Here is a 17,553-nt window from a genome sequence, read left to right as displayed (position 1 = left end):
CGCGGTCGCGCTCAGGCCGCCGGACGGAAAGGCCGCGCCGAGGAATGATAGATGTCGAACCTCCACTCGTCACCTCGCTTGCGCAGGACGCTGGTCGCGGCGCCGCGGCGTTCTATGGGAGCTCGCGCGCCGTCCTTGAAGGTGATGTGGTAGGTGTAGGTCTCGCTTACGAAGGCCGTATCGCCATCGACCTCGATCTTCATGTCGTGGTCGCGGAAGTCGAACCCAGCGAGATCGGCGAACTCAGGACCCAGATGGTGCTCCAGATAGTAGGCGAACGATCCCTCCACGCCGCCGTTCTCGAAGATTTCGGAGTCGGACCAGAACAGGGCCGGCGTCTGCGACACATCCATCCGCTCGATGGCGGTCTTGTAGGCGGTGACCACGGCGCGGACCTGTTGTTCGTCCGCGGTCTGGGCCTGCGAGGCGGTGGCGAGGAGAGCGGCGACCGCCAGTCCGGCGAAGGTTGAACGAAACATCGTGGGCGAGGCTCCTGTTTGCCGGCCGCGAAAGGTGTGTCGGACGGGCGTGGGTGAAAAAACGAGAAGGTTGAACGACGGCGCGGCCTTCAGAACATCAGATGTCTCACGCCGTGGGTCAGCATGCCGCCCAAGAGGCCGTTGATCACGACGGCGACGGCGGTGAGCGTCAACAGGCCGATGTAGACTCTCTCGCGCCCGGGCCCCGGCCGGCGGACCCAGTGCTCCTTCGCCCACCAGCTGAGGAGGCCCAGCGCGGCGATCGAAGTGCCGAGCCATCTGTGAGAGGCGTGGGTCGCGTCGTCCCGTCCCGGCATCCCCATGGCGAACCAGCCCAATGCCACTGCGCCGACCGCGGAGATGGCCGCCAAGGCGATGATGACGCGCGTGCCCTGGGTCAGGACCGGACGCCGGAGGGTCAGGGCGGCGATCTCGAGGAGGGCGGCGACGAGGAACAGGGCGATCGGAAAATGCACCGCGGCCGGGTGCATGGCGCCGAGCCAGCGGTACAGGCGCTGCGGCATGGGTTTCGGACCCTCGTCCGCCATCATGGCCCCGTGGTCCATGTCGGCCGCCATGCCGGGCATGGCCGTCATGTCCGATTGCGGCCCCTCGGCGGTCGATGCGGCGCTCTGGCCGCGAACCGCCGGGGCGTCATGATCCTCGTGCGCGATCGCGGGCGCGCTCACCGACAAGGCGAGCGCGAGTCCCAATGCCGGGAAAAATCCGCGTGATGTCATAAACCCTCTCCACTCCTGTCCCTTCTGCTATCTACGCAGCGCGAGGTCCGCCCCCTCGCCCGAGGGATGTCACGGTCTTGGCCGTAGTAGGATGTAGGGGCGCAAGGAGAGTGTTCGATGTCGCTTAAACTGGATGACATTCTGGCCGAGTCCGCGATGACGCCCATCGGCCGGTCGCTCGACGGGCTCGAACCGCTGGTCTGGAGCCGGGTCGAGACGCTTCGCGGCGAAAGACTGGCCACGCAGGTCCGTCTCGGCGCGGTCGCCGTGGCCCTCGCCACCGGTCTGACGGCGGGCGGCGTCGGCGCGGCCGCCGCGCCGAGCCCGCCGGGAGAGATGGCCATCTTCACGGTCGATGCGGGCCTGTCGCCTCTGGTGAGACTGGAAACCGGGCGGTGATGCGCGGCTGGCGCGCGATCGTCCTGACGGCCGTGCTGGCGGCCGTCGCCAGCGGCGCGGGCACCTGGATCAGCGCCAGCTGGGTGCTGAGCCGGCGCGAGCCGCCGTCCCTGCACGACATCGTGCACCACGATCTCAAGCTGTCGCCTGACCAGTTGACGCGCATCGAGGCGGTCGAGGCCCGGTTCGCAGCGCGTCGGCCCGCGCTCGAAGCCGATGTCCGCGCGGCCAACCTCGAGCTGGCGCGCGCGATCGAACAGAGCGACGGCGACGGTCCCCCGGTTCAGGCCGCGGTCGACCATTTCCACGTCGCCATGGGCGCCCTTCAGAAGGAGACGATAGCCCACGTCTTCGAGATGCGGTCGGTGCTGACCCCTGCCCAGGCCGAGGTCTTCGACGACCGCATCGTGGCGGCTCTCGCGCCCGACGAAGGCTAGCGTTCCGGGTGGAGAGTCCAGCGAACCTGTCAGCGCGCGCCGCCGGCGGCGATCGGGCGGCCTTCGGCGCGCTGATGCAGCAGACCAAGACGGCCCTGTTCCGCTTCGTCCGGCGCTATGTCGGCGACGAACAGGATGCGTGGGATCTGTTGCAGGAGACCTATGCGGCGGCGTGGATCAACATCCGCCGCTATGACCCGACCCGGCCCTTCGAAGCCTGGATCCGGACCATAGCGCTCAACAAATGCCGGGACTGGAGCCGCCGCCGGTTCGTCCGACGCCTGATCCGGGGCGACGTCGATCTGGCATCGCCGGAAGCCTTGGCCGTGGCGAACGGCGACGAGCCGGCGGATGAACGGATGGAGGCCGGCGACCGACTCGCCCGTCTGAACGAGGCGATCAGCCTTTTGCCGCCGCATCTCAAGGCCCCGCTGCTGCTCACCGCGATCGAGGGGCGCAGCCAGGCGGAAGCGGCCGAAATTCTCGGCGTGACCGTCAAGACGGTGGAGACGCGCGTGGCGCGCGCCCGTCGCAAGCTGTTCGATGTCCTGGGCGGCGCGGGCGACGTCCCGCCGGCTCCGAAATGACGCGGATGAAGGCCGGACGGCGAGGGCTGCGGCGCTCGCCCGCGTAAACCAGTATGAAGGCGTCGATGGAAATACCTGACCGTCGCCCTCTTATCAGGAGCTTGCCACATGAGATTGCCGATCCTCGCCGCGGCCGCGGCGGTCACCCTGGGCGCCTGCCAGCCCGCCGCCGAGCCTCAACCGGTGGACGCCGAGCCGACGCCGGACGCTTCAGCGATGGCTCCGATGGAAGCCGTGCCGGCCGCAACCCCCGAGTCGACGCCGCCGCAGGCCGCCACGCCCGCCCCTGCCGCATCAACCCCGGCCGCGCCTCCCAAGGCATCGGCGCCCCGCCCGGCCCCCCGGCCCGCGCCCGCGCCAGAGCCGACACCGCCGCCTGCCGATCCGATGGCCGGCCATGACATGTCGAAGATGGACGGCATGACCATGCCGCCCAAACAGTAGTTCGCTTGAAGTCCAGGAGTTTTCGATGAACCGTTCAATACTCGCCCCTCTCGCCGCCCTCGCGGCCCTGGCTCCTCTGTCGGCCGCCCAGGCCCAGAGCCAGTCGCATGCCGGCATGTCGGCGCAGGACCACGCCGCCATGCAGGCGCCGGCCAATGGCGTGGCGACCACTCCGGCGGACAACGCCATGCTGTCCTCCGCCCCAACCACCTTCTCGGCGACTTTCCCGCACGCCATGGTCCTGACGTCCCTTCGTCTGACCGGCGGACCGTCGAACCAGGCGGTCGATGTGGCCGTGTCAGCGGAGACCGCCCCCGCGGTCACGGTCAGCGCGCCGCTTCCGGCCCTCGCGCCCGGCTCCTACGCCGCCGCCTGGACCGCGAAGGGCGCCGACGGCCATCAGATGAACGGCGTTGTCCGTTTCATGGTTCACTGAGGAGGCGGCCTCCCGCCTCCTGAGGGGCCGAAACCGAGGTGGGGAACGCCGCGCGGCTCGCCGCGCGGCGCTTTTCTTGCGCGATCGGATCGTCGATCTGGCGCACCTCGATCGCGGGCGGCTTAAAAGCGACGCGGCGGTATCCCGCACGCCGAACCCTTCATTCACGCTGAGTGTGAAGCGCAGGCAGACAACGCGCCAGGCCCGTCAAGGTCCCGACCACCACGTCGGCGTCCCCGTGACGGGGTTCGGCCTCAAGGGCCCGTTCCGGATCATACAGCACGGTCCGACAGCCCAGAGCCTTGGCCGGACGGATGTCCCATTCGAGGCTGTCGCCGATCACGCAGACCTCGGGGGCCTCGACGGCCAGGGCGGCGAACGCACGCCTGAACGCGTCGGGAAAGGGCTTTCCCACGCCGACTTCGCCCTCGATCTGAATGTGATCGAAATACGGTTCGAGACCGAACCGTTCGATCTTGGCGCGCTGCAACGGTCCGGCGCCGTTGGTGAGAAGCGCGAGGCGATAGCCCGCGTCGCGCAAGTCGAGCAGCAGGGCCTCAGCCCCCGCCTCGAGCCGCATCTCTTCGTCCCGCCGCCGGCTGAAGGCGTCGGCGAGGCTCGAGACCGTTTCGGAAGCCGGTGCGGGATGGCCTTCCCGAAGCAGGGTCTCGAAGGCCACTGTCGCGATGAGGCGCCGCGCGTGTTGTGGGTCGGCGCGACCCAACTCATGACACCGCGGGTCGCGCCAGAACGCCTGCCCGGCCCGCGTCAGCGCCTGCGCCGCGACATCCGGGGCGAGGCCGCCCAACTCGGCTTGCATCGTCAAGCAGACGCTCCGCCAGGCCAGATCCGGCCGGCGGTAGGCCGAGAGTAGGGTGTCGTCGAGGTCGATGACCACGGCCGAGAGGGGCCGCGGCCTCACCGAGACCTCCCCGTCCTTTCCAGCCGCCGAGACCGGGGACGCCGCGCCTCGGCGACGATCCGCGACCGCCTATCGGGGCCAAGGATCAGACGAGGCCCGCCGCCGCCGACCTTCGCTAGAACCACGTCCGGATGCCGACGACGAGGCGCGTGTCTTCCGAGCTTCGCCCATCGGCTTCGAGGAAGTCCGCCGTATTCCCGAAGCTCTTGGTCCATTCCAGGCCGACATAGGGGGCGAACTCCTTGTGGAATTCGTACCGCAGCCGAGCCCCGATCTGGAGCGACGTCAGGCCGGATCCAATCCGGAGCTCGGGGATGTCCTCGGCCGACAGCACGACTTCAGCGCGAGGCTGCACGATCCAGCGGTTGGTGATCCGCTGATCGTATTCGGCCTCCGCCCTCGCCGTGAGTTCACCCTTGTTGGAGAGGAAGGCCGCCGCATCGACCTCGAACCAGTAGGGCGCGAGGCCCTGAACGCCCACGACCAGATCGGTTCGATCGCCCTCCGGACGGTAGGTCTGTCGCAGACCCGTCTGGAAGTCGAAGAAGGGCCGGAACGCCCGGCTGTAAAGGGCCTGGATCTCGGCTTCCTCGACCTCGCCGTCGAAGTCGCCCTCGACTTCCGACTTCCACCAGAAGCGGTTGATGTCGCCGCCGGTCCAGCCCTGCGCGTCCAGCGCGTAGCCTTCTTCGCCGTCTCCGAAACTCGCTTCGAGCTGGTCAATGATCACCGCGGTGGTCCGCACGTCGCCATTCTCGACGCGAAGCTGTTCGCGGGCCGCCGCCATCTCCGCGGGATCGAACAGGGTATCGGCGGCGTGAGCGGGGCCGCTGGTCGCCCCGGGCGGAAGGGGCATTTCCGGAGGGCGTCCCGGGTTGTCCGCGCTGGTCGGCACGTCGGGCGGCATCGCCATGGCCGACATGTCATGACCCGGGGGCATCTGCCCCATGGTCGACATGTCATGTCCCGCCGGCATGGCCGACGCGGGCGCGGTCTGCCGCATCGTCGACATGTCGTGCCCGGCGTGGGGATCCGGCTGAGCGGCGGTGGCCGGCTGTTGGCCGCTCTGCATGGTCGACATGTCATGTCCCGCCGGCATGGCCGGCGCCGGCGCGGTCTGGCCCATCGTCGACATGTCATGTCCGGCGTGGGGATCCGGCTGACCGGCGGCGGCCGGCCGCTGGCCGCTCTGCATGGTCGACATGTCGTGGCCCGCCGGCGTGGCCGGCGCGGGCGCGGTCTGCCGCATCGTCGACATGTCGTGCCCGGCGTGGGGATCCGGCTGACCGGCGGCGGCCGGCTGTTGGCCGCTCTGCATGGTCGACATGTCATGTCCCGCCGGCATGGCCGGCGCGGGCGCGGTCTGGCCCATCGTCGACATGTCGTGCCCGGCGTGGGGATCCGCCGACGCCGGCGCGCGCTCGGGCACGGCGCCGGTCGGGCAGACCGGCGCCCCGGGCGTTCCGACGCGGGACGGATCCGCCGTCGGCGCGCCGCGCCGGACGCAACCGGCGGGCAGCTGGACGGCGGTCTGGACGGCGTTAGCCGCCGCGCCGTGCCCGGCGTGGCTCTGGGCGAACACCGGGCCGGCCGAGGCCGCGAGGAGCAGAGGGACGAGACCCACGGACCGACGGATCATGACGAGGCTCCTGACATCGGGCGGACGGTGACGACGTTGAACATGCCCGCGTGCATGTGCATCAGCATGTGGCAGTGGAAGGCCCAGTCGCCCGGTGCGTCGGCGGTTAGATCGAAGGTCACCTTGCCGCCGGGGGCGACGTTGACGGTATGCTTGAGCGGCTGATGCCCGGCCGGTCCGCCCGTGACCAACTCAAAGAAGTGGCCATGCAGGTGGATTGGGTGAGCCATCATGGTGTCGTTGACGAGGGTCACCCGCACTCGCTCATTGCGCTCGAAACGGATGGGCTCGACCAACTCACTGAACTTGCGGCCGTCGAAGCCCCACATGAACCGCTCCATATTACCGGTCAGGTGGATTTCCATCGTGCGCGACGGGGGGCGCTGGTCCCTGTTGGGGACTAGCGACACCAAGTCGGTATAGACCAGCACCCGGTGCGGGACGTCTTCCAGCCCCATCGGCCGTTCACCCAGGCGATTGGCCGGATCCATGGCGATGGCGTCTACGCCGACGCCAACCGCCATGTCTGGCGGAGCGTTTTCAGGGTCGCGCATGTTCATTCCGCTCATGGACATGCCGCCCATGTCTCCCATCGGAGCCCCGCCTTGCGTCGAGGCTCCATGATCCATGCCGGTCATCGCGCCATGATCCATTCCGGACATGCCGTCCATCGAACCGTGATCCATTCCGCCCATGCCCATGTCGCGCATGGTGAGGTTCGGGACCTCGCGCAGGGGAGGGACCTCGGCGGTCATGCCCAGGCGCGGAGCAAGGGTCGCCCGCCCCATGCCGGAACGGTCAATGGCTTCCGACACGATGGTGTAGGCCCGGTCCTCGGTCGGCTGGACGATGACGTCGTAGGTCTCGGCGACTGAAATCTGGAACTCGTCCGTCTCGACCGGGCGCACGTTCTCGCCGTCGGCCTGCACCACGGTCATCGGCAAGCCCGGGATGCGAACGTTGAAGATGGACATGGCCGAGGCGTTGATGATGCGCAGCCGCACCCGCTCGCCGGGCCGGAACAGGCCGGTCCAGTTCTCCTGCGGCCCATGGCCGTTGATCAGATAGGTGTAGGTCGATCCGCTGACGTCGAGGATGTCGCGCGGGTCCATCCGCATCTGGCCCCACATGCGCCGTTCCTCCAGGCTCATGCGGTCCTCGCCGGAGAAGAGGCCCGCCAGGGTCGTGCGCTGCCGGTTGAAGTAGCCGGGGCTCTTCTTCAGCTTGTCGAGGATTTCGTGCGGATGCATGAAACTCCAGTCCGACAGGACCAGCACATGCTCGCGGTCGTAGGCGACCGGATCGGCGCCGGCCGGATCGATGACGATCGGCCCGTAGTGGCCGAGCGCCTCCTGCAGGCCGGAGTGGCTGTGATACCAGAAGGTGCCGGACTGCCTGATCGGAAACTCGTAGACGAAGGTCTCGCGCGGCTTGATGCCTGGGAAGCTGATCCCGGGCACCCCGTCCATCTGGAAGGGTAGAAGAATCCCATGCCAGTGGATCGAGGTGTCTTCGTCCAGGGTGTTCGTCACCGCCAGACGGACGTTCTGGCCTTCGCGCAGCCGCAACACCGGCGCCGGCAGCACGCCGTTGATGGTCGTGGCCGTCGCGGTGCGCCCGTTCACGGTGAAGGGCGTCTGACCGATGGTCAGATCGATATTCGGCCCAGTCAGGGTAGGCAGGTCCGACCGCAGCCCCGGCGAGCCCGTCTGCGCCCAGGCGGGCATCAGGCCCTGCAAGGCGGCGAGACCGCCGCCCGCGACGGCGCCGCGCAGCAGCAGTCGACGATCCAGCTTCATAAGATACTCCTCAAAGTCAGAACCGCGCCTCGGCGAGGCGACGATCTATATGGTTTTACGCAGGCGACCCGGTCGGCCCTCGCGACACGCTGCCGCAGAGCCGACCGGGCCGGAAACTCCCGTCGCCTAGCGCTGGATCAGCGCCTCGCCAGGATGGCTTTCATCTGGGCGATCTCCCTCTCCTGGGAGCTGACGATCTCCTCGCACAGACCCAGCACTTCCGGATCCGTCAGCGAGGCCTGCTGACACATCAGGATGGCGCCGGAATGGTGCGGGATCATCGATTTCAAGAACTCGGTGTCGCCCACCGCCGCCTGGGTCCGCATGCCGTAAAAGCTCACCGCGAACACCAGGGCGGCGGCTCCGCCGATCAGAAGGTTGGTCCGTTTCGACGGATACATCGATCGCATAAAGATCAGCATGAGGATGGCCATCGGCGACACCATCATCAGCGTCATGTAGACGTTGTTGAGGTTGAAATAGAAGTGATTGAGGGACGCGATCATCGTGTACATCACCAGGTACATGATGATGAAATCCACGATGAGCTCGACGCCGAAGGAACGGTAGCTCCCCTTCATCGAGTCCATCGTCTTCATCTTTGAGTCCATCGTCTTCATCTTTTCCATGGATCGGTCCTTTCGCGACAACGCTCTTCAATCACATTCCGATCGCCAATCAGGCAGCGCCGGCCGGATGGGAGTCCAGCCAGGCGCGCAACTCGGCGATGTCGGCGGTCTGCATCTCGATCGTTTTCTGCGCCATGCGCCGGATGTCGGCGTCCTGACTTTCGCGCAACACCACCTGGGCCATGTCGAGGGCGCCCTGGTGATGCGCGATCATCTTGCGAGCCCAGGTCTGGTCCGTGTCGGCCCCGGTCGCGGCCATCATGGCGTCCTTCATCTCGGCCTCGGCCGTCGCGTATGGATTTTCCGCGCTTCCGCCTGGAGCCGCCGCGCCGGCGGCGGCGCCCACGTTCGTTTCAAGCCAGCGCCGCAGCTCGGCGATGTCGCCGGGCTGCATCTCGATGGTCTTCTGGGCCATGCGACGGATATCCGCGTCCTGTGTGTCCCTCAGCACGATCTCGGACATGTCCAGCGCGCCCTGGTGGTGAGGGATCATCTTGCGGGCCCATGTCTCGCCCGCATCCGCGCCCATGGCGGACATCATGGCCTCGTGCATCTTGGCCTCGGCGGCGGAGAACGGAGTCTGCGCCATGGCCATCGGCTCCTGCGTCTGAGCCGAGGCTTCGGCCTCCGTGTTCGCCGGCGGTTCCGCCGACGGGCTGCAGGCCGCCAGAACGAGAGCGGAACAGCCGGCGACCAGGAGAGACGTGCGGGTGAAAGTCGGGATGAGCATAGGGCGTCTCCGCTTGAGGGGGTCGCCGGCGGATCGCCGGACGGCCAGACGAACGATGCGTCCGACAACGCTGCGGCGGGTGCGAGTTTGGTCCCTTGCCCCGACTGCCCACGCCGGACATCGTCCAGCGTAATCCAGCCCCGGCGCCACGGTTCCGCCGTGATTAAATATTCCCGAACGCCGTTGGATCAGGCGAGGGATCGGTCGCCGGAATGCGTATTGGCACCCCCCCCCCGCGGCTCTCGTCTGCGACGGCTTTCTGGCCAGGGGACATCCATCAGAGTCGGACGGCCCGGAGCCGCAGCGCGTTGGCGATAACACTGACGGAGGACAGGGCCATCGCCAACGCCGCCAGGGCCGGCGACAACAGAAGGCCGAAGACCGGGTAGAGCAGTCCCGCCGCGATCGGAATGCCGAGGGTGTTGTAACCGAAGGCGAAGACCAGGTTCTGACGGATGTTGCTCATCACCGCCCGGGACAGTTTGCGCGCCCGGACGAGGCCCTGGAGATCGCCTCCCAGCAGGGTGACGCCGGCGCTTTCGATCGCCACGTCCGACCCGGCCCCCATGGCCACCCCCACGTCGGCGGCGGCCAGGGCCGGGGCGTCGTTCACACCGTCGCCGGCCATGGCGACGATCCGACCCTCCGCTCTCAGCCGCTCGACGACCGCCGCCTTGTCCTGAGGCAGGACCTCGGCCTGGACGTCGTCTATGCCGAGCCGGCGCGCCACCGCCTCGGCCGTCGTGCGGTTGTCGCCGGTCATCATCACCAGACGCAGCCCCGACGCCTTCAGATCGCGGATGGCCTCGGCGGTGGTCGCCTTGACCGGATCGGCGATGCCCAGCACGCCGGCCGCAGCCCCGTCCACGGCCACGAAGATGGCGGTGGCGCCCTCCTGGCGAAGCGCTTCGGCCTCGACCTCCAGCGTCCCCACGTCGACGCCGATCTCGGCCAGATAACGGCTGTTGCCGAGCGCCACGCGGCGGCCGTCGACGACCCCGGTGACGCCGCGCCCGACGGGGCTGTCGAAGTCCGACGCCTCGGACAGAACCAGATTTTGGTCGCTCGCCGCCCGAACGACGGCGTCCGCCAGCGGATGCTCGCTGCTCCGCTCAAGACTGGCGGAAAGTCTCAGAAGCTCGGCCTCGTCGAACCCATCGGCTGGCCGGACGGCCGTCACCGAGGGGCGCCCCTCCGTCAGGGTGCCGGTCTTGTCGAGCACTAGGGTGTCGACCTTTTCGAAGCGCTCCAGCGCCTCGGCGTTCTTGATCAGCACTCCGGCGTGGGCTCCGCGCCCCACCCCGACCATGATGGAGATGGGCGTGGCGAGCCCCAGGGCGCAGGGACAGGCGATGATCAGGACCGAAACCGCCGCGACGAGCGCGTAGGAAAGCCGCGGTTCGGGGCCGGCGAGCCCCCACACGACCGCGGCCAGAACCGCGATGCCGATCACCGTAGGGACGAACCAGCCCGAGACTTTGTCGGCTAACCGCTGGATCGGGGCGCGGCTGCGCTGGGCCTGGGCGACCATCTGGACGATCTGGGCCAGCAGGGTGTCGGCGCCGACCTTGTCGGCCCGCATCACGAACGATCCCGTCTTGTTGAGCGATCCGGCGACGACCCTGTCGCCGATGTCCCGGGTCACCGGCATCGACTCCCCCGTCACGAGGGACTCGTCGAGGGTCACCCGCCCATCCAGAATCTCGCCGTCGACCGCCACCTTCTCGCCGGGACGGACGCGCAGCCGGTCTCCGACCGCGACCAGGTCGAGGGTGACGTCCTCGTCCCCGCCGTCGTCGCGAACCCGCCGGGCGGTCTTAGGGGCGAGGTCGAGCAGCGCGCGGATGGCCCCTGACGTCTGCTCGCGCGCCCGAAGCTCCAGGATCTGGCCGACCAGCACCAGGACGGTGATGATGGCCGCCGCCTCGAAATAGACCGGCGCGCTGCCGTCCATCCGCCGGACCGCCGCCGGGAACAGATGCGGCGCCAGCACCGCGACCACGCTGTAGATCCAGGCCGCGCCGACGCCGATGGCGATCAGGGTGAACATGTTGAGGCTGCGTTTGCGGAGGGACGCCCAGCCCCGCTGAAAGAACGGCCAGCCGGCCCACAGGACGACCGGCGTCGCCAGGGCGAACTGGATCCAGTTGGAGGTCTGGCCCGGAATCCGCATCGCCAGCCCGGTCAGATGGCCGCCCATTTCGAGCGCGAAGACCGGCAGCGTCAGAACCGCGCCGATCCAAAGGCGGCGGGTGAAGTCGATCAGTTCGTGATTGACCGGCGCCTCCGCGGTGACCGTCTCCGGCTCCAGCGCCATGCCGCAGATCGGACAGGAGCCGGGTCCCTCCTGGCGCACCTCCGGATGCATCGGACAGGTGTAGATCGCACCGGGCGTGACGGGAGCCGGTTCAGGCCGCTCGCCGAGGTAACGAGCCGGGTCGGCCATGAATTTGGTCCGGCAGCCCGCCGAACAGAAGAAATACGCCTGCCCCTCGTGGGCGGTCCGATGCGCCGCGGTCGCCGGATCGACGGTCATGCCGCACACCGGATCGACTGCCCGCCCTTCGGCCTGAGGCGCCATGTTCGAACAGCAGCCGCGGCCGGCCGGCTGGGAGGGGGAAGACATGGCCATGGCGGCTCCTCGGACGACTTCACCGCTAAAGATATACCCCGCATGGGTATCGCGCAAGGCGTGGCGGTGAGCTAGGATCGAACGATCGGAACGAGGAATAGGATGCAGATCGAGGTCAAGCCGAAGGTGTTGAACCGCCTGAACCGGATCGAGGGGCAGGTGCGTGGCCTTTCCAGAATGGTCGAGGAGGACCGCTACTGCATCGACATCCTGACCCAGCTCCAGGCCGTGCGGGCGGCGCTGGCGCGCGTCGAGAGCGAGGTCTTGAAGGACCACATGGATCACTGCGTCATGGGCGCGATCGCGGGTGACGATGTCGCCGACCGCAAGGCCAAGGCGACCGAACTGATCGAACTTCTCGGCCGCGCTTCCCGCTAGTCAGGGACGGACTTCCGGCGTTCGGTCGCCAGGCCAGGCGGTCGGCCTGGACATCCTCTCGTCCGGCTGAGGGACATGACATGTCTTGGGGGGCGGCCTCACCTAGAGCGCAGCGGTCCAGGCTGGCAAACCGGCCGAGGGCATTCCGAGCCCCGAGCCAGACTTGGACGTCCCGTATGACCGGCCGGCCCCGTCTGGCGTCGCGCATGAGGGATGTTTCCGCCCGATGCGTATCTCAATATGGCGGCGGTGCTGATCCGCCGCCCTTGGGGGGCCATCGCGAATGACATCCGTACCGCCGACCCGAGACGGCTACCCCGCCGATCTCAGGGCTCTGACCAGTCTGCGCGCCTTCCTCGCCGTGGGGGTGGTGCTGTTTCACTATCAGCTCCAATGGGATCCGGCCTTGGGCTTCAGCCCGATTATCGAGCGCAGCCGGCTGGCGGTGGACGCCTTCTTCATGCTGTCGGGCTTCATCCTGGCCCACGTCTACGGCCCGGCCTTCGCAAGCGGCGGTTTCAGCTACCGGCGTTTCATCGTCGCCCGGCTGGCGCGGCTTTACCCCTTGCACGTCGCGGTTCTGACGGGCGCCTTGATCATGGTGCTGGGCGCGACCGCCGCGGGCGTTCGCTTCGACGGCGAGGGCTATGGGCTGCTGGCCTTCTTCCAGACGCTGTTTCTCATCCAGGCCTGGTTTCCGACCGATGCGGAATTGAACTGGAGCGGGCCGAGCTGGTCGCTGTCGGCGGAATGGTTCGCCTATCTGCTGTTCCCCGCCTACGCCTGGCTGGCCCTGCGTCTGCGGACGCGGCCCTGGGTGCTGCTGGGGATCGGGGCCGCGGCGTTCGTCGTCCTCGACGCCTTCTACGTCCAGGCGTTCGGCAAGGTTCTTCCGCGAGCCGAGGACTCGCTCGGCATTCTCCGGATCGCCCCGGAATTCCTGGTCGGCATGGCGCTTTACGGGCTGGGCCATCGCTGGCGCTGGAGCCCGCCCGTGGCCGCCGCGGCCGCCCTGTCCACGACCGTCCTGCTGCTGGGCGCGATGCAGCTATCACTGGACGATCGCATCATCGTCGCCCTCGCCGCCCCCGTGATTCTGACTTGGTCCCTGCTCGCGCGGGCGGATTGCGAGGGCCCCCTCGCCGCCCCGGGCCTTGTCTTCGCCGGAGAAGCGTCCTTCGCCCTCTATCTGGTGCACATGCCGGTGATCGTGGCCTGGAAGGGCGTCGTGGCCGAACTGCGCGGCGTCGACAGCACCTTCCGCATCACGCCGGTCGAACTGATCGGATTGTTCATCGCCACGGCCCTGATCGCGGCGGCGCTGCATCTGCTCGTCGAAAAGCCCGGCCGAACCTGGATAAGGCGCCGGTTCGACAGGCGTCGCGACGAGCTCGCCCCGGCCGCGCTCAGCCCGCCGGCGCTCCGTGAGCCTGGCGACCGCTGAGCCGACCGGTCTCTTCGCTCTTCGCGACGGCCGTCCGCTCGTTGGCGATGACACCGCCGTCGTCGAGAACCGGCCGATCCCGACCTCCGATCGACCCGTCGCGAGGACCTCCGTCGCGGATAAACCGCACCGTCTCCGTTCGGAGATGCGGCTCGGCCACGAAGCCGGCGTCCGCCAGGGCGAGATGCTGTGGCGTCGCGGGCGCGCCGCGCTCAGGTTTCCACCAGCCCTCCGTCGCCGCAGCCTTCGGAAAAAGGCCGCTGATGATGCGTTCGATATCGCGGAACGTCAGCACCACTTCGGTCCGCCTTTGACGCCGCAGATAGGTTGCGAGAGGCGCGTATTTGGCCATCAACCTCTTTTCCTCTCGCCGCCCCGCAGGTCAAGCGCTGCTCGGCCCCTGTGATAGCCACGAAGAAGCCAACGCCAGGCTGGCTAGATGCGAGTGCGATTGACTCGCAAGAAGGCCTGTGGTCAGACGCCCTCTATGTCGTTCCCACTGAAGTGCTCCATGTCCCCTCGTCTCCTCGCCACCGGCGCCCTTCTGCCGCTGCTGCTGGCCGCGCTTCCCGCGGCGGCTCAGGAGGACCCCACCCCGGACACGACGCTTCTGGATCAGGTGGTAGTCACCGCCTCCCGGATCGAAGCCCCCCGTTCCGCGATCGCCGCCACGGTCGAGCTCATCGACGCCGAGGCCATCGCCCAGCAGACGGCGCTGGCCGCCTCGGCCGTCGACACGGTGGCGGCCCTGGTGCCCTCCTTCTCGCCGACGCGGCAGAAGCTGTCGGGCTTCGGCGAGACGCTGCGCGGGCGTTCGCCGCTCTATCTGGTCGACGGCGTGCCGCAGTCGACGCCGCTGCGCGACGACAGCCGCGACGGCTACACCATCGATCCCTTCTTCATCGACCGGGTCGAGGTCATCTTCGGCTCCAACGCCATCCAGGGCGTCGGGGCCACCGGCGGCGTGGTCAACTACGTCACCGCCCGCACGCCGGCCGAGGGCGAAGGCCTGACGGGCCGGATGATGGCCCAGATCACAACCGACGATGAGCTGCAGGGCGACGGCGTCGGCGCCAAGATCGCCGCCATCGGCGGACGTGACTTCGGCGCCTTGGACCTGACCCTGGGCGCCGTCTTCGAAACCCGCGGGGCCTATTACGACGCCGACGGCCGCCGCATCGGCTTCGACGGCGCCCAGGGCGAGGTGCAGGACTCGCAGGTCCTCTCGCTGTTCGCGCGCGGCGGCTGGGATCTAGACGGCGATCGCCGGCTGGAGGGTTGGGTCAACCGGTTCGATCTGGAAGGCGACGGCGACTATGTGACCGTGGCGGGCGACCGGGCGACGGGCGTCCCGACCACGGCCGTGCGCGGCGCGGCACCGGGTAGGCAGCCGTCAAATGCCGTGACATCGGCGGCTCTGAGCTACACCGACCGCGACCTGTTCGGCGGCGTCCTGCGGGCCCAGGTCTTCGCCCACGATTACCAGGGCGTATTCGGCGGCGGCAGCTTCCCCGACTTCCAGGATCCCCGCATCGCCCCGGTCGGGACCCTGTTCGACCAGTCGGCCAACAATTCGGAAAAACTGGGCTTCAAGATCGACTGGCAGGGCCAGGTTCCCGGCCTGACGGGCCTGAAGGCACTGGTCGGCCTCGACGGCCTGCGCGACCGGACCTATCAGGAACTGATCCTGACCGGGCGCAACTGGGTGCCCGAGACGGCCTACGAGAGCCTGTCGCCCTTCCTGCAGCTGAATCAGTCGGTCCTGGCCGACCGCCTCAGCCTGTCGGCGGGCGTGCGGCACGAATCGGCGAAGCTTAAGGTCGACGACTTCCAGACCCTGTACGCCTACGGCCCTCAGACGGTGGCGGGCGGCGAGCCGGGCTTCGAGGAGACCCTGTTCAACGTCGGCGCCGCCTTCGAGGTGACGCCGGCTCTCCTCGTCCACGGCTCCTTCGCCCAGGGTTTCACCATGCCGGACGTCGGTCGGGTGCTGCGCGGCATCAACCGTCCAAACCAGGACGTCGACACCTTCCTCAACGTCGAACCGGTCGTGTCGGACAACACCGAGGTCGGGGTGGAATACCGCGGTGCGCGCGTCGAGCTGTCCGCCGCCGTGTTCCGGTCCGAGGCCGAACGCGGCTCGCTGCTGAACCGCCTGCCCTCGGGCATCTTCGAGGTGCAGCGGCAGCCCACGCGGATTGATGGACTGGAGCTGAAGGGTCTAAGGCGCGCCACGGACGCCCTGACCCTTGGCGGCAGCTACGCCGCGCTCGACGGCCAGAGCGACAGCGACGGCGACGGCGACCTGGACCGCGACCTGAACGGGGCCAACATCTCGCCGGACCGCCTGCTGCTGTGGGGCGAGTACGAGACAGGCCCGATCGCCCTGCGCCTTCAGGCCCAGACCTTCCTCGCGCGCGACTTCGACGGCGAGCCCGCGGCGAACGGCTTCGAGGGTTATGCCGTGTTCGACGCCGTGGCCCTCTACGAGACCGGTTTCGGCGCGGTGTCGCTGGGGGTTCAGAATCTGCTAGACGAGCAGTACATTTCCTATTTCTCCGACACTCAGGGCCCGACCGACAACCTTCGCTATTTCGCCGGTCGCGGGCGCACGGCCACCCTGACCCTGACCCAGAGTTTCTGAGCCGGTGATGGGCGCGATCCGCACGTTCCACGCCTGGGCCGGGACCGCCCTCTCGATCCTGGCCGTGTTGTTCGGCCTTACGGGATCGTTGCTGGTGTTCGAGGACGACTGGATCCGCGCCACCGTCCCCGCCGCGCGCGCCGAGATCGATCTCGATGCCGCCCGTCTGGGTGCGGCGCTCAACCGGCTCGAGGCGGCCGAGCCCCGCCTCACCTCGGTGGTCCTGCCGGGCGGGGCGGTCGGCGTTCACCGGCTCTACCTGGCCGACGACGATTTCGGCTACGCCGACGCCGACGGCAAGGTGGTGGACAGCTGGCGCGGCGCGGCGCGAGCCGAGACCTGGATCTTCGACCTGCACCACGAGCTGCTGGCCGGTCACACCGGCAAGCTGGTCGCCGGCGGCGCCGGCCTGGCCCTCGCGCTGATGATCCTGACCGGCCTGATCGTCTGGATTCCCGCCTGGCGCGCCACCGGCTGGCGGGTCTGGCCCCGCTCGGGGGCCCGGCGCGAACTGATCGGCAGCCATCGTAATCTCGGCCTGATCTTCGCCATCCCGCTGGTCGTCTTCAGCCTCACCGGAGGGGCCATCGTCTTTCACGGCACGACCCAAGCCCTGCTGGGGGCCGTCCCGGCGCCGCCGGCGCCGGTGGTCGGGACGGGAGACGTCGACTGGGCTCGCGCGCTGACGGAAGCCCAGGCCCGCTTCCCTGAAGCGACCCCGCGCATGGCCGTCCGCCCCGCCGCGCCGGGCAGGCCCGCCACGATCCGTCTGAAGCAGCCCGGCGAGTGGCACCCCAACGGCCGCACGACCGTGACCATCGATCCGGCCACCAGCCGGGCGGTGGCGACCTCCGACGCCAACGCCCTGCCGAGCGGCGTGCGGGCCTACAATGCCTTCTACCCCCTGCACGCCAGTTCGGTCGGCGGCTGGCTCTATGACGCGGTGACGGCGCTCAGCGGCGTCGCCATGGCGGCGTTGGGGCTGGTCGGCGCCTGGGCATTCCTGGGAAAACCCCGACGGCGCTCGCCTCGGTCGAAACCGACCCGCCGAGGACAAGCGCGCGAGGGAGCGGAAGGGTCTGCCTGATCCACGGCCCTACCCTCCGCCGGTCGCCACTCCAGGCCTGATGCACTCACACGGCCCCGCGCGAACCCCTATGCGGGACCACCGGCGGCAAGGCCTCGTTCACCGTGTCGGGCAAGCCTTCCTTGGC

At 68.6% G+C, this 17,553-nt stretch carries 18 protein-coding genes; 9 read left to right on the top strand and 9 right to left on the bottom strand.

From position 1 onward, the window contains the following. Positions 1 to 11 precede the first annotated feature (11 nt). Both JL11_RS17700 and JL11_RS17695 read right to left on the bottom strand, forming a co-directional pair. Positions 12 to 479 (bottom strand): YybH family protein, encoded by a 468-nt coding sequence (locus JL11_RS17700; protein ID WP_054765336.1) that lies wholly within the window; start codon positions 477 to 479, stop codon positions 12 to 14. A gap of 89 nt (positions 480 to 568) precedes the next feature. Next, on the bottom strand, positions 569 to 1,168 hold the full coding sequence (locus tag JL11_RS17695) for a DUF2231 domain-containing protein (protein WP_191555438.1): 600 nt from the start codon (positions 1,166 to 1,168) through the stop codon (positions 569 to 571). 168 nt (positions 1,169 to 1,336) lie between these two features. Here JL11_RS17695 and JL11_RS08755 point away from each other — a divergent pair, with 168 nt between their 5' ends. The 5 genes from JL11_RS08755 (at position 1,337) to JL11_RS08735 (ending at position 3,522) form a co-directional block, all read left to right on the top strand. Beyond that, positions 1,337 to 1,618, top strand: coding sequence for a hypothetical protein (locus JL11_RS08755; RefSeq protein WP_066551049.1), 282 nt, complete (start codon positions 1,337 to 1,339; stop codon positions 1,616 to 1,618). Further along, complete coding sequence (locus JL11_RS08750; protein ID WP_054765334.1) at positions 1,618 to 2,055, top strand: Spy/CpxP family protein refolding chaperone; 438 nt, start codon at positions 1,618 to 1,620, stop codon at positions 2,053 to 2,055. Before JL11_RS08755 ends, JL11_RS08750 begins: the two co-directional genes overlap by 1 nt. Before the next feature lie 8 nt (positions 2,056 to 2,063). Beyond that, positions 2,064 to 2,642: an RNA polymerase sigma factor gene (locus JL11_RS08745; protein ID WP_054765333.1), complete on the top strand. Its 579-nt coding sequence runs from the start codon at positions 2,064 to 2,066 to the stop codon at positions 2,640 to 2,642. Positions 2,643 to 2,750: 108 nt separating this feature from the next. Then, positions 2,751 to 3,086, top strand: a complete 336-nt coding sequence (locus JL11_RS08740; RefSeq protein WP_054765332.1) for a hypothetical protein — start codon at positions 2,751 to 2,753, stop codon at positions 3,084 to 3,086. Positions 3,087 to 3,111: 25 nt separating this feature from the next. Continuing rightward, the gene (locus tag JL11_RS08735) at positions 3,112 to 3,522 is read left to right on the top strand and encodes a copper resistance CopC family protein (RefSeq protein ID WP_054765331.1); all 411 of its coding nucleotides are present in this window, start codon (positions 3,112 to 3,114) and stop codon (positions 3,520 to 3,522) included. 160 nt (positions 3,523 to 3,682) lie between these two features. Here JL11_RS08735 and JL11_RS08730 read toward each other — a convergent pair whose 3' ends face one another. The 6 genes from JL11_RS08730 to JL11_RS08705 form a co-directional block, all read right to left on the bottom strand. Then, the gene (locus JL11_RS08730) at positions 3,683 to 4,420 is read right to left on the bottom strand and encodes an HAD family hydrolase (protein WP_174086266.1); all 738 of its coding nucleotides are present in this window, start codon (positions 4,418 to 4,420) and stop codon (positions 3,683 to 3,685) included. 139 nt (positions 4,421 to 4,559) lie between these two features. Beyond that, entirely contained in the window at positions 4,560 to 6,083 is a 1,524-nt protein-coding gene (locus tag JL11_RS17200; RefSeq protein WP_224761375.1) for a copper resistance protein B, read from the bottom strand. After that, the gene (locus tag JL11_RS08720; RefSeq protein ID WP_054765329.1) at positions 6,080 to 7,882 is read right to left on the bottom strand and encodes a copper resistance system multicopper oxidase; all 1,803 of its coding nucleotides are present in this window, start codon (positions 7,880 to 7,882) and stop codon (positions 6,080 to 6,082) included. Before JL11_RS08720 ends, JL11_RS17200 begins: the two co-directional genes overlap by 4 nt. 137 nt (positions 7,883 to 8,019) lie before the next feature. Beyond that, a complete protein-coding gene (locus tag JL11_RS08715; protein WP_224761373.1) occupies positions 8,020 to 8,511 on the bottom strand; it encodes a DUF305 domain-containing protein in 492 nt (163 codons plus the stop codon). Positions 8,512 to 8,560: 49 nt separating this feature from the next. Continuing rightward, positions 8,561 to 9,241: a DUF305 domain-containing protein gene (locus JL11_RS08710; RefSeq protein ID WP_054765328.1), complete on the bottom strand. Its 681-nt coding sequence runs from the start codon at positions 9,239 to 9,241 to the stop codon at positions 8,561 to 8,563. Positions 9,242 to 9,518: 277 nt separating this feature from the next. Then, the gene (locus JL11_RS08705; protein ID WP_054766888.1) at positions 9,519 to 11,867 is read right to left on the bottom strand and encodes a heavy metal translocating P-type ATPase; all 2,349 of its coding nucleotides are present in this window, start codon (positions 11,865 to 11,867) and stop codon (positions 9,519 to 9,521) included. A gap of 108 nt (positions 11,868 to 11,975) precedes the next feature. Between JL11_RS08705 and JL11_RS08700 the strand changes: the two genes are divergently transcribed. Next, positions 11,976 to 12,251, top strand: a complete 276-nt coding sequence (locus tag JL11_RS08700; RefSeq protein ID WP_054765327.1) for a metal-sensitive transcriptional regulator — start codon at positions 11,976 to 11,978, stop codon at positions 12,249 to 12,251. Positions 12,252 to 12,534: 283 nt separating this feature from the next. Beyond that, positions 12,535 to 13,695, top strand: coding sequence for an acyltransferase family protein (locus tag JL11_RS08695; protein ID WP_054765326.1), 1,161 nt, complete (start codon positions 12,535 to 12,537; stop codon positions 13,693 to 13,695). Here JL11_RS08695 and JL11_RS17690 read toward each other — a convergent pair. Then, positions 13,658 to 14,047, bottom strand: coding sequence for a toxin-antitoxin system, antitoxin component (locus tag JL11_RS17690; RefSeq protein WP_191555437.1), 390 nt, complete (start codon positions 14,045 to 14,047; stop codon positions 13,658 to 13,660). The two genes, JL11_RS08695 and JL11_RS17690, sit on opposite strands and share 38 nt — an antisense overlap. 159 nt (positions 14,048 to 14,206) lie before the next feature. Between JL11_RS17690 and JL11_RS08685 the strand changes: the two genes are divergently transcribed. After that, the gene (locus tag JL11_RS08685; RefSeq protein WP_054765325.1) at positions 14,207 to 16,339 is read left to right on the top strand and encodes a TonB-dependent receptor; all 2,133 of its coding nucleotides are present in this window, start codon (positions 14,207 to 14,209) and stop codon (positions 16,337 to 16,339) included. Between the two features lie 7 nt (positions 16,340 to 16,346). After that, positions 16,347 to 17,426 carry a PepSY-associated TM helix domain-containing protein gene (locus JL11_RS08680; protein ID WP_054765324.1) on the top strand — a complete coding sequence of 360 codons (1,080 nt, stop codon included), beginning with the start codon at positions 16,347 to 16,349 and terminating at the stop codon, positions 17,424 to 17,426. The last annotated feature ends 127 nt before the right edge of the window (positions 17,427 to 17,553 follow it).

This window comes from Brevundimonas sp. DS20, assembly GCF_001310255.1.
In the GTDB taxonomy this organism is placed as follows: Bacteria; Pseudomonadota; Alphaproteobacteria; order Caulobacterales; family Caulobacteraceae; genus Brevundimonas; species Brevundimonas aurantiaca.
The sequence above is the reverse complement of the archived record's forward strand: the minus strand, read 5'-3'. Positions and strand labels throughout refer to the sequence as shown.

Bases quoted from the DNA above. Each gene is read 5' to 3' on its own strand.
- JL11_RS17700 (WP_054765336.1), bottom strand. From the start codon at position 479: ATGTTTCGTTCAACCTTCGCCGGACTGGCGGTCGCCGCTCTCCTCGCC.
- JL11_RS08755 (WP_066551049.1), top strand. From the start codon at position 1,337: ATGTCGCTTAAACTGGATGACATTCTGGCCGAGTCCGCGATGACGCCC.
- JL11_RS08750 (WP_054765334.1), top strand. From the start codon at position 1,618: ATGCGCGGCTGGCGCGCGATCGTCCTGACGGCCGTGCTGGCGGCCGTC.
- JL11_RS08740 (WP_054765332.1), top strand. From the start codon at position 2,751: ATGAGATTGCCGATCCTCGCCGCGGCCGCGGCGGTCACCCTGGGCGCC.
- JL11_RS08735 (WP_054765331.1), top strand. From the start codon at position 3,112: ATGAACCGTTCAATACTCGCCCCTCTCGCCGCCCTCGCGGCCCTGGCT.
- JL11_RS17200 (WP_224761375.1), bottom strand. From the start codon at position 6,083: ATGATCCGTCGGTCCGTGGGTCTCGTCCCTCTGCTCCTCGCGGCCTCG.
- JL11_RS08720 (WP_054765329.1), bottom strand. From the start codon at position 7,882: ATGAAGCTGGATCGTCGACTGCTGCTGCGCGGCGCCGTCGCGGGCGGC.
- JL11_RS08715 (WP_224761373.1), bottom strand. From the start codon at position 8,511: ATGGAAAAGATGAAGACGATGGACTCAAAGATGAAGACGATGGACTCG.
- JL11_RS08710 (WP_054765328.1), bottom strand. From the start codon at position 9,241: ATGCTCATCCCGACTTTCACCCGCACGTCTCTCCTGGTCGCCGGCTGT.
- JL11_RS08705 (WP_054766888.1), bottom strand. From the start codon at position 11,867: ATGTCTTCCCCCTCCCAGCCGGCCGGCCGCGGCTGCTGTTCGAACATG.
- JL11_RS08700 (WP_054765327.1), top strand. From the start codon at position 11,976: ATGCAGATCGAGGTCAAGCCGAAGGTGTTGAACCGCCTGAACCGGATC.
- JL11_RS08695 (WP_054765326.1), top strand. From the start codon at position 12,535: ATGACATCCGTACCGCCGACCCGAGACGGCTACCCCGCCGATCTCAGG.
- JL11_RS17690 (WP_191555437.1), bottom strand. From the start codon at position 14,047: ATGGCCAAATACGCGCCTCTCGCAACCTATCTGCGGCGTCAAAGGCGG.
- JL11_RS08685 (WP_054765325.1), top strand. From the start codon at position 14,207: ATGTCCCCTCGTCTCCTCGCCACCGGCGCCCTTCTGCCGCTGCTGCTG.
- JL11_RS08680 (WP_054765324.1), top strand. From the start codon at position 16,347: ATGGGCGCGATCCGCACGTTCCACGCCTGGGCCGGGACCGCCCTCTCG.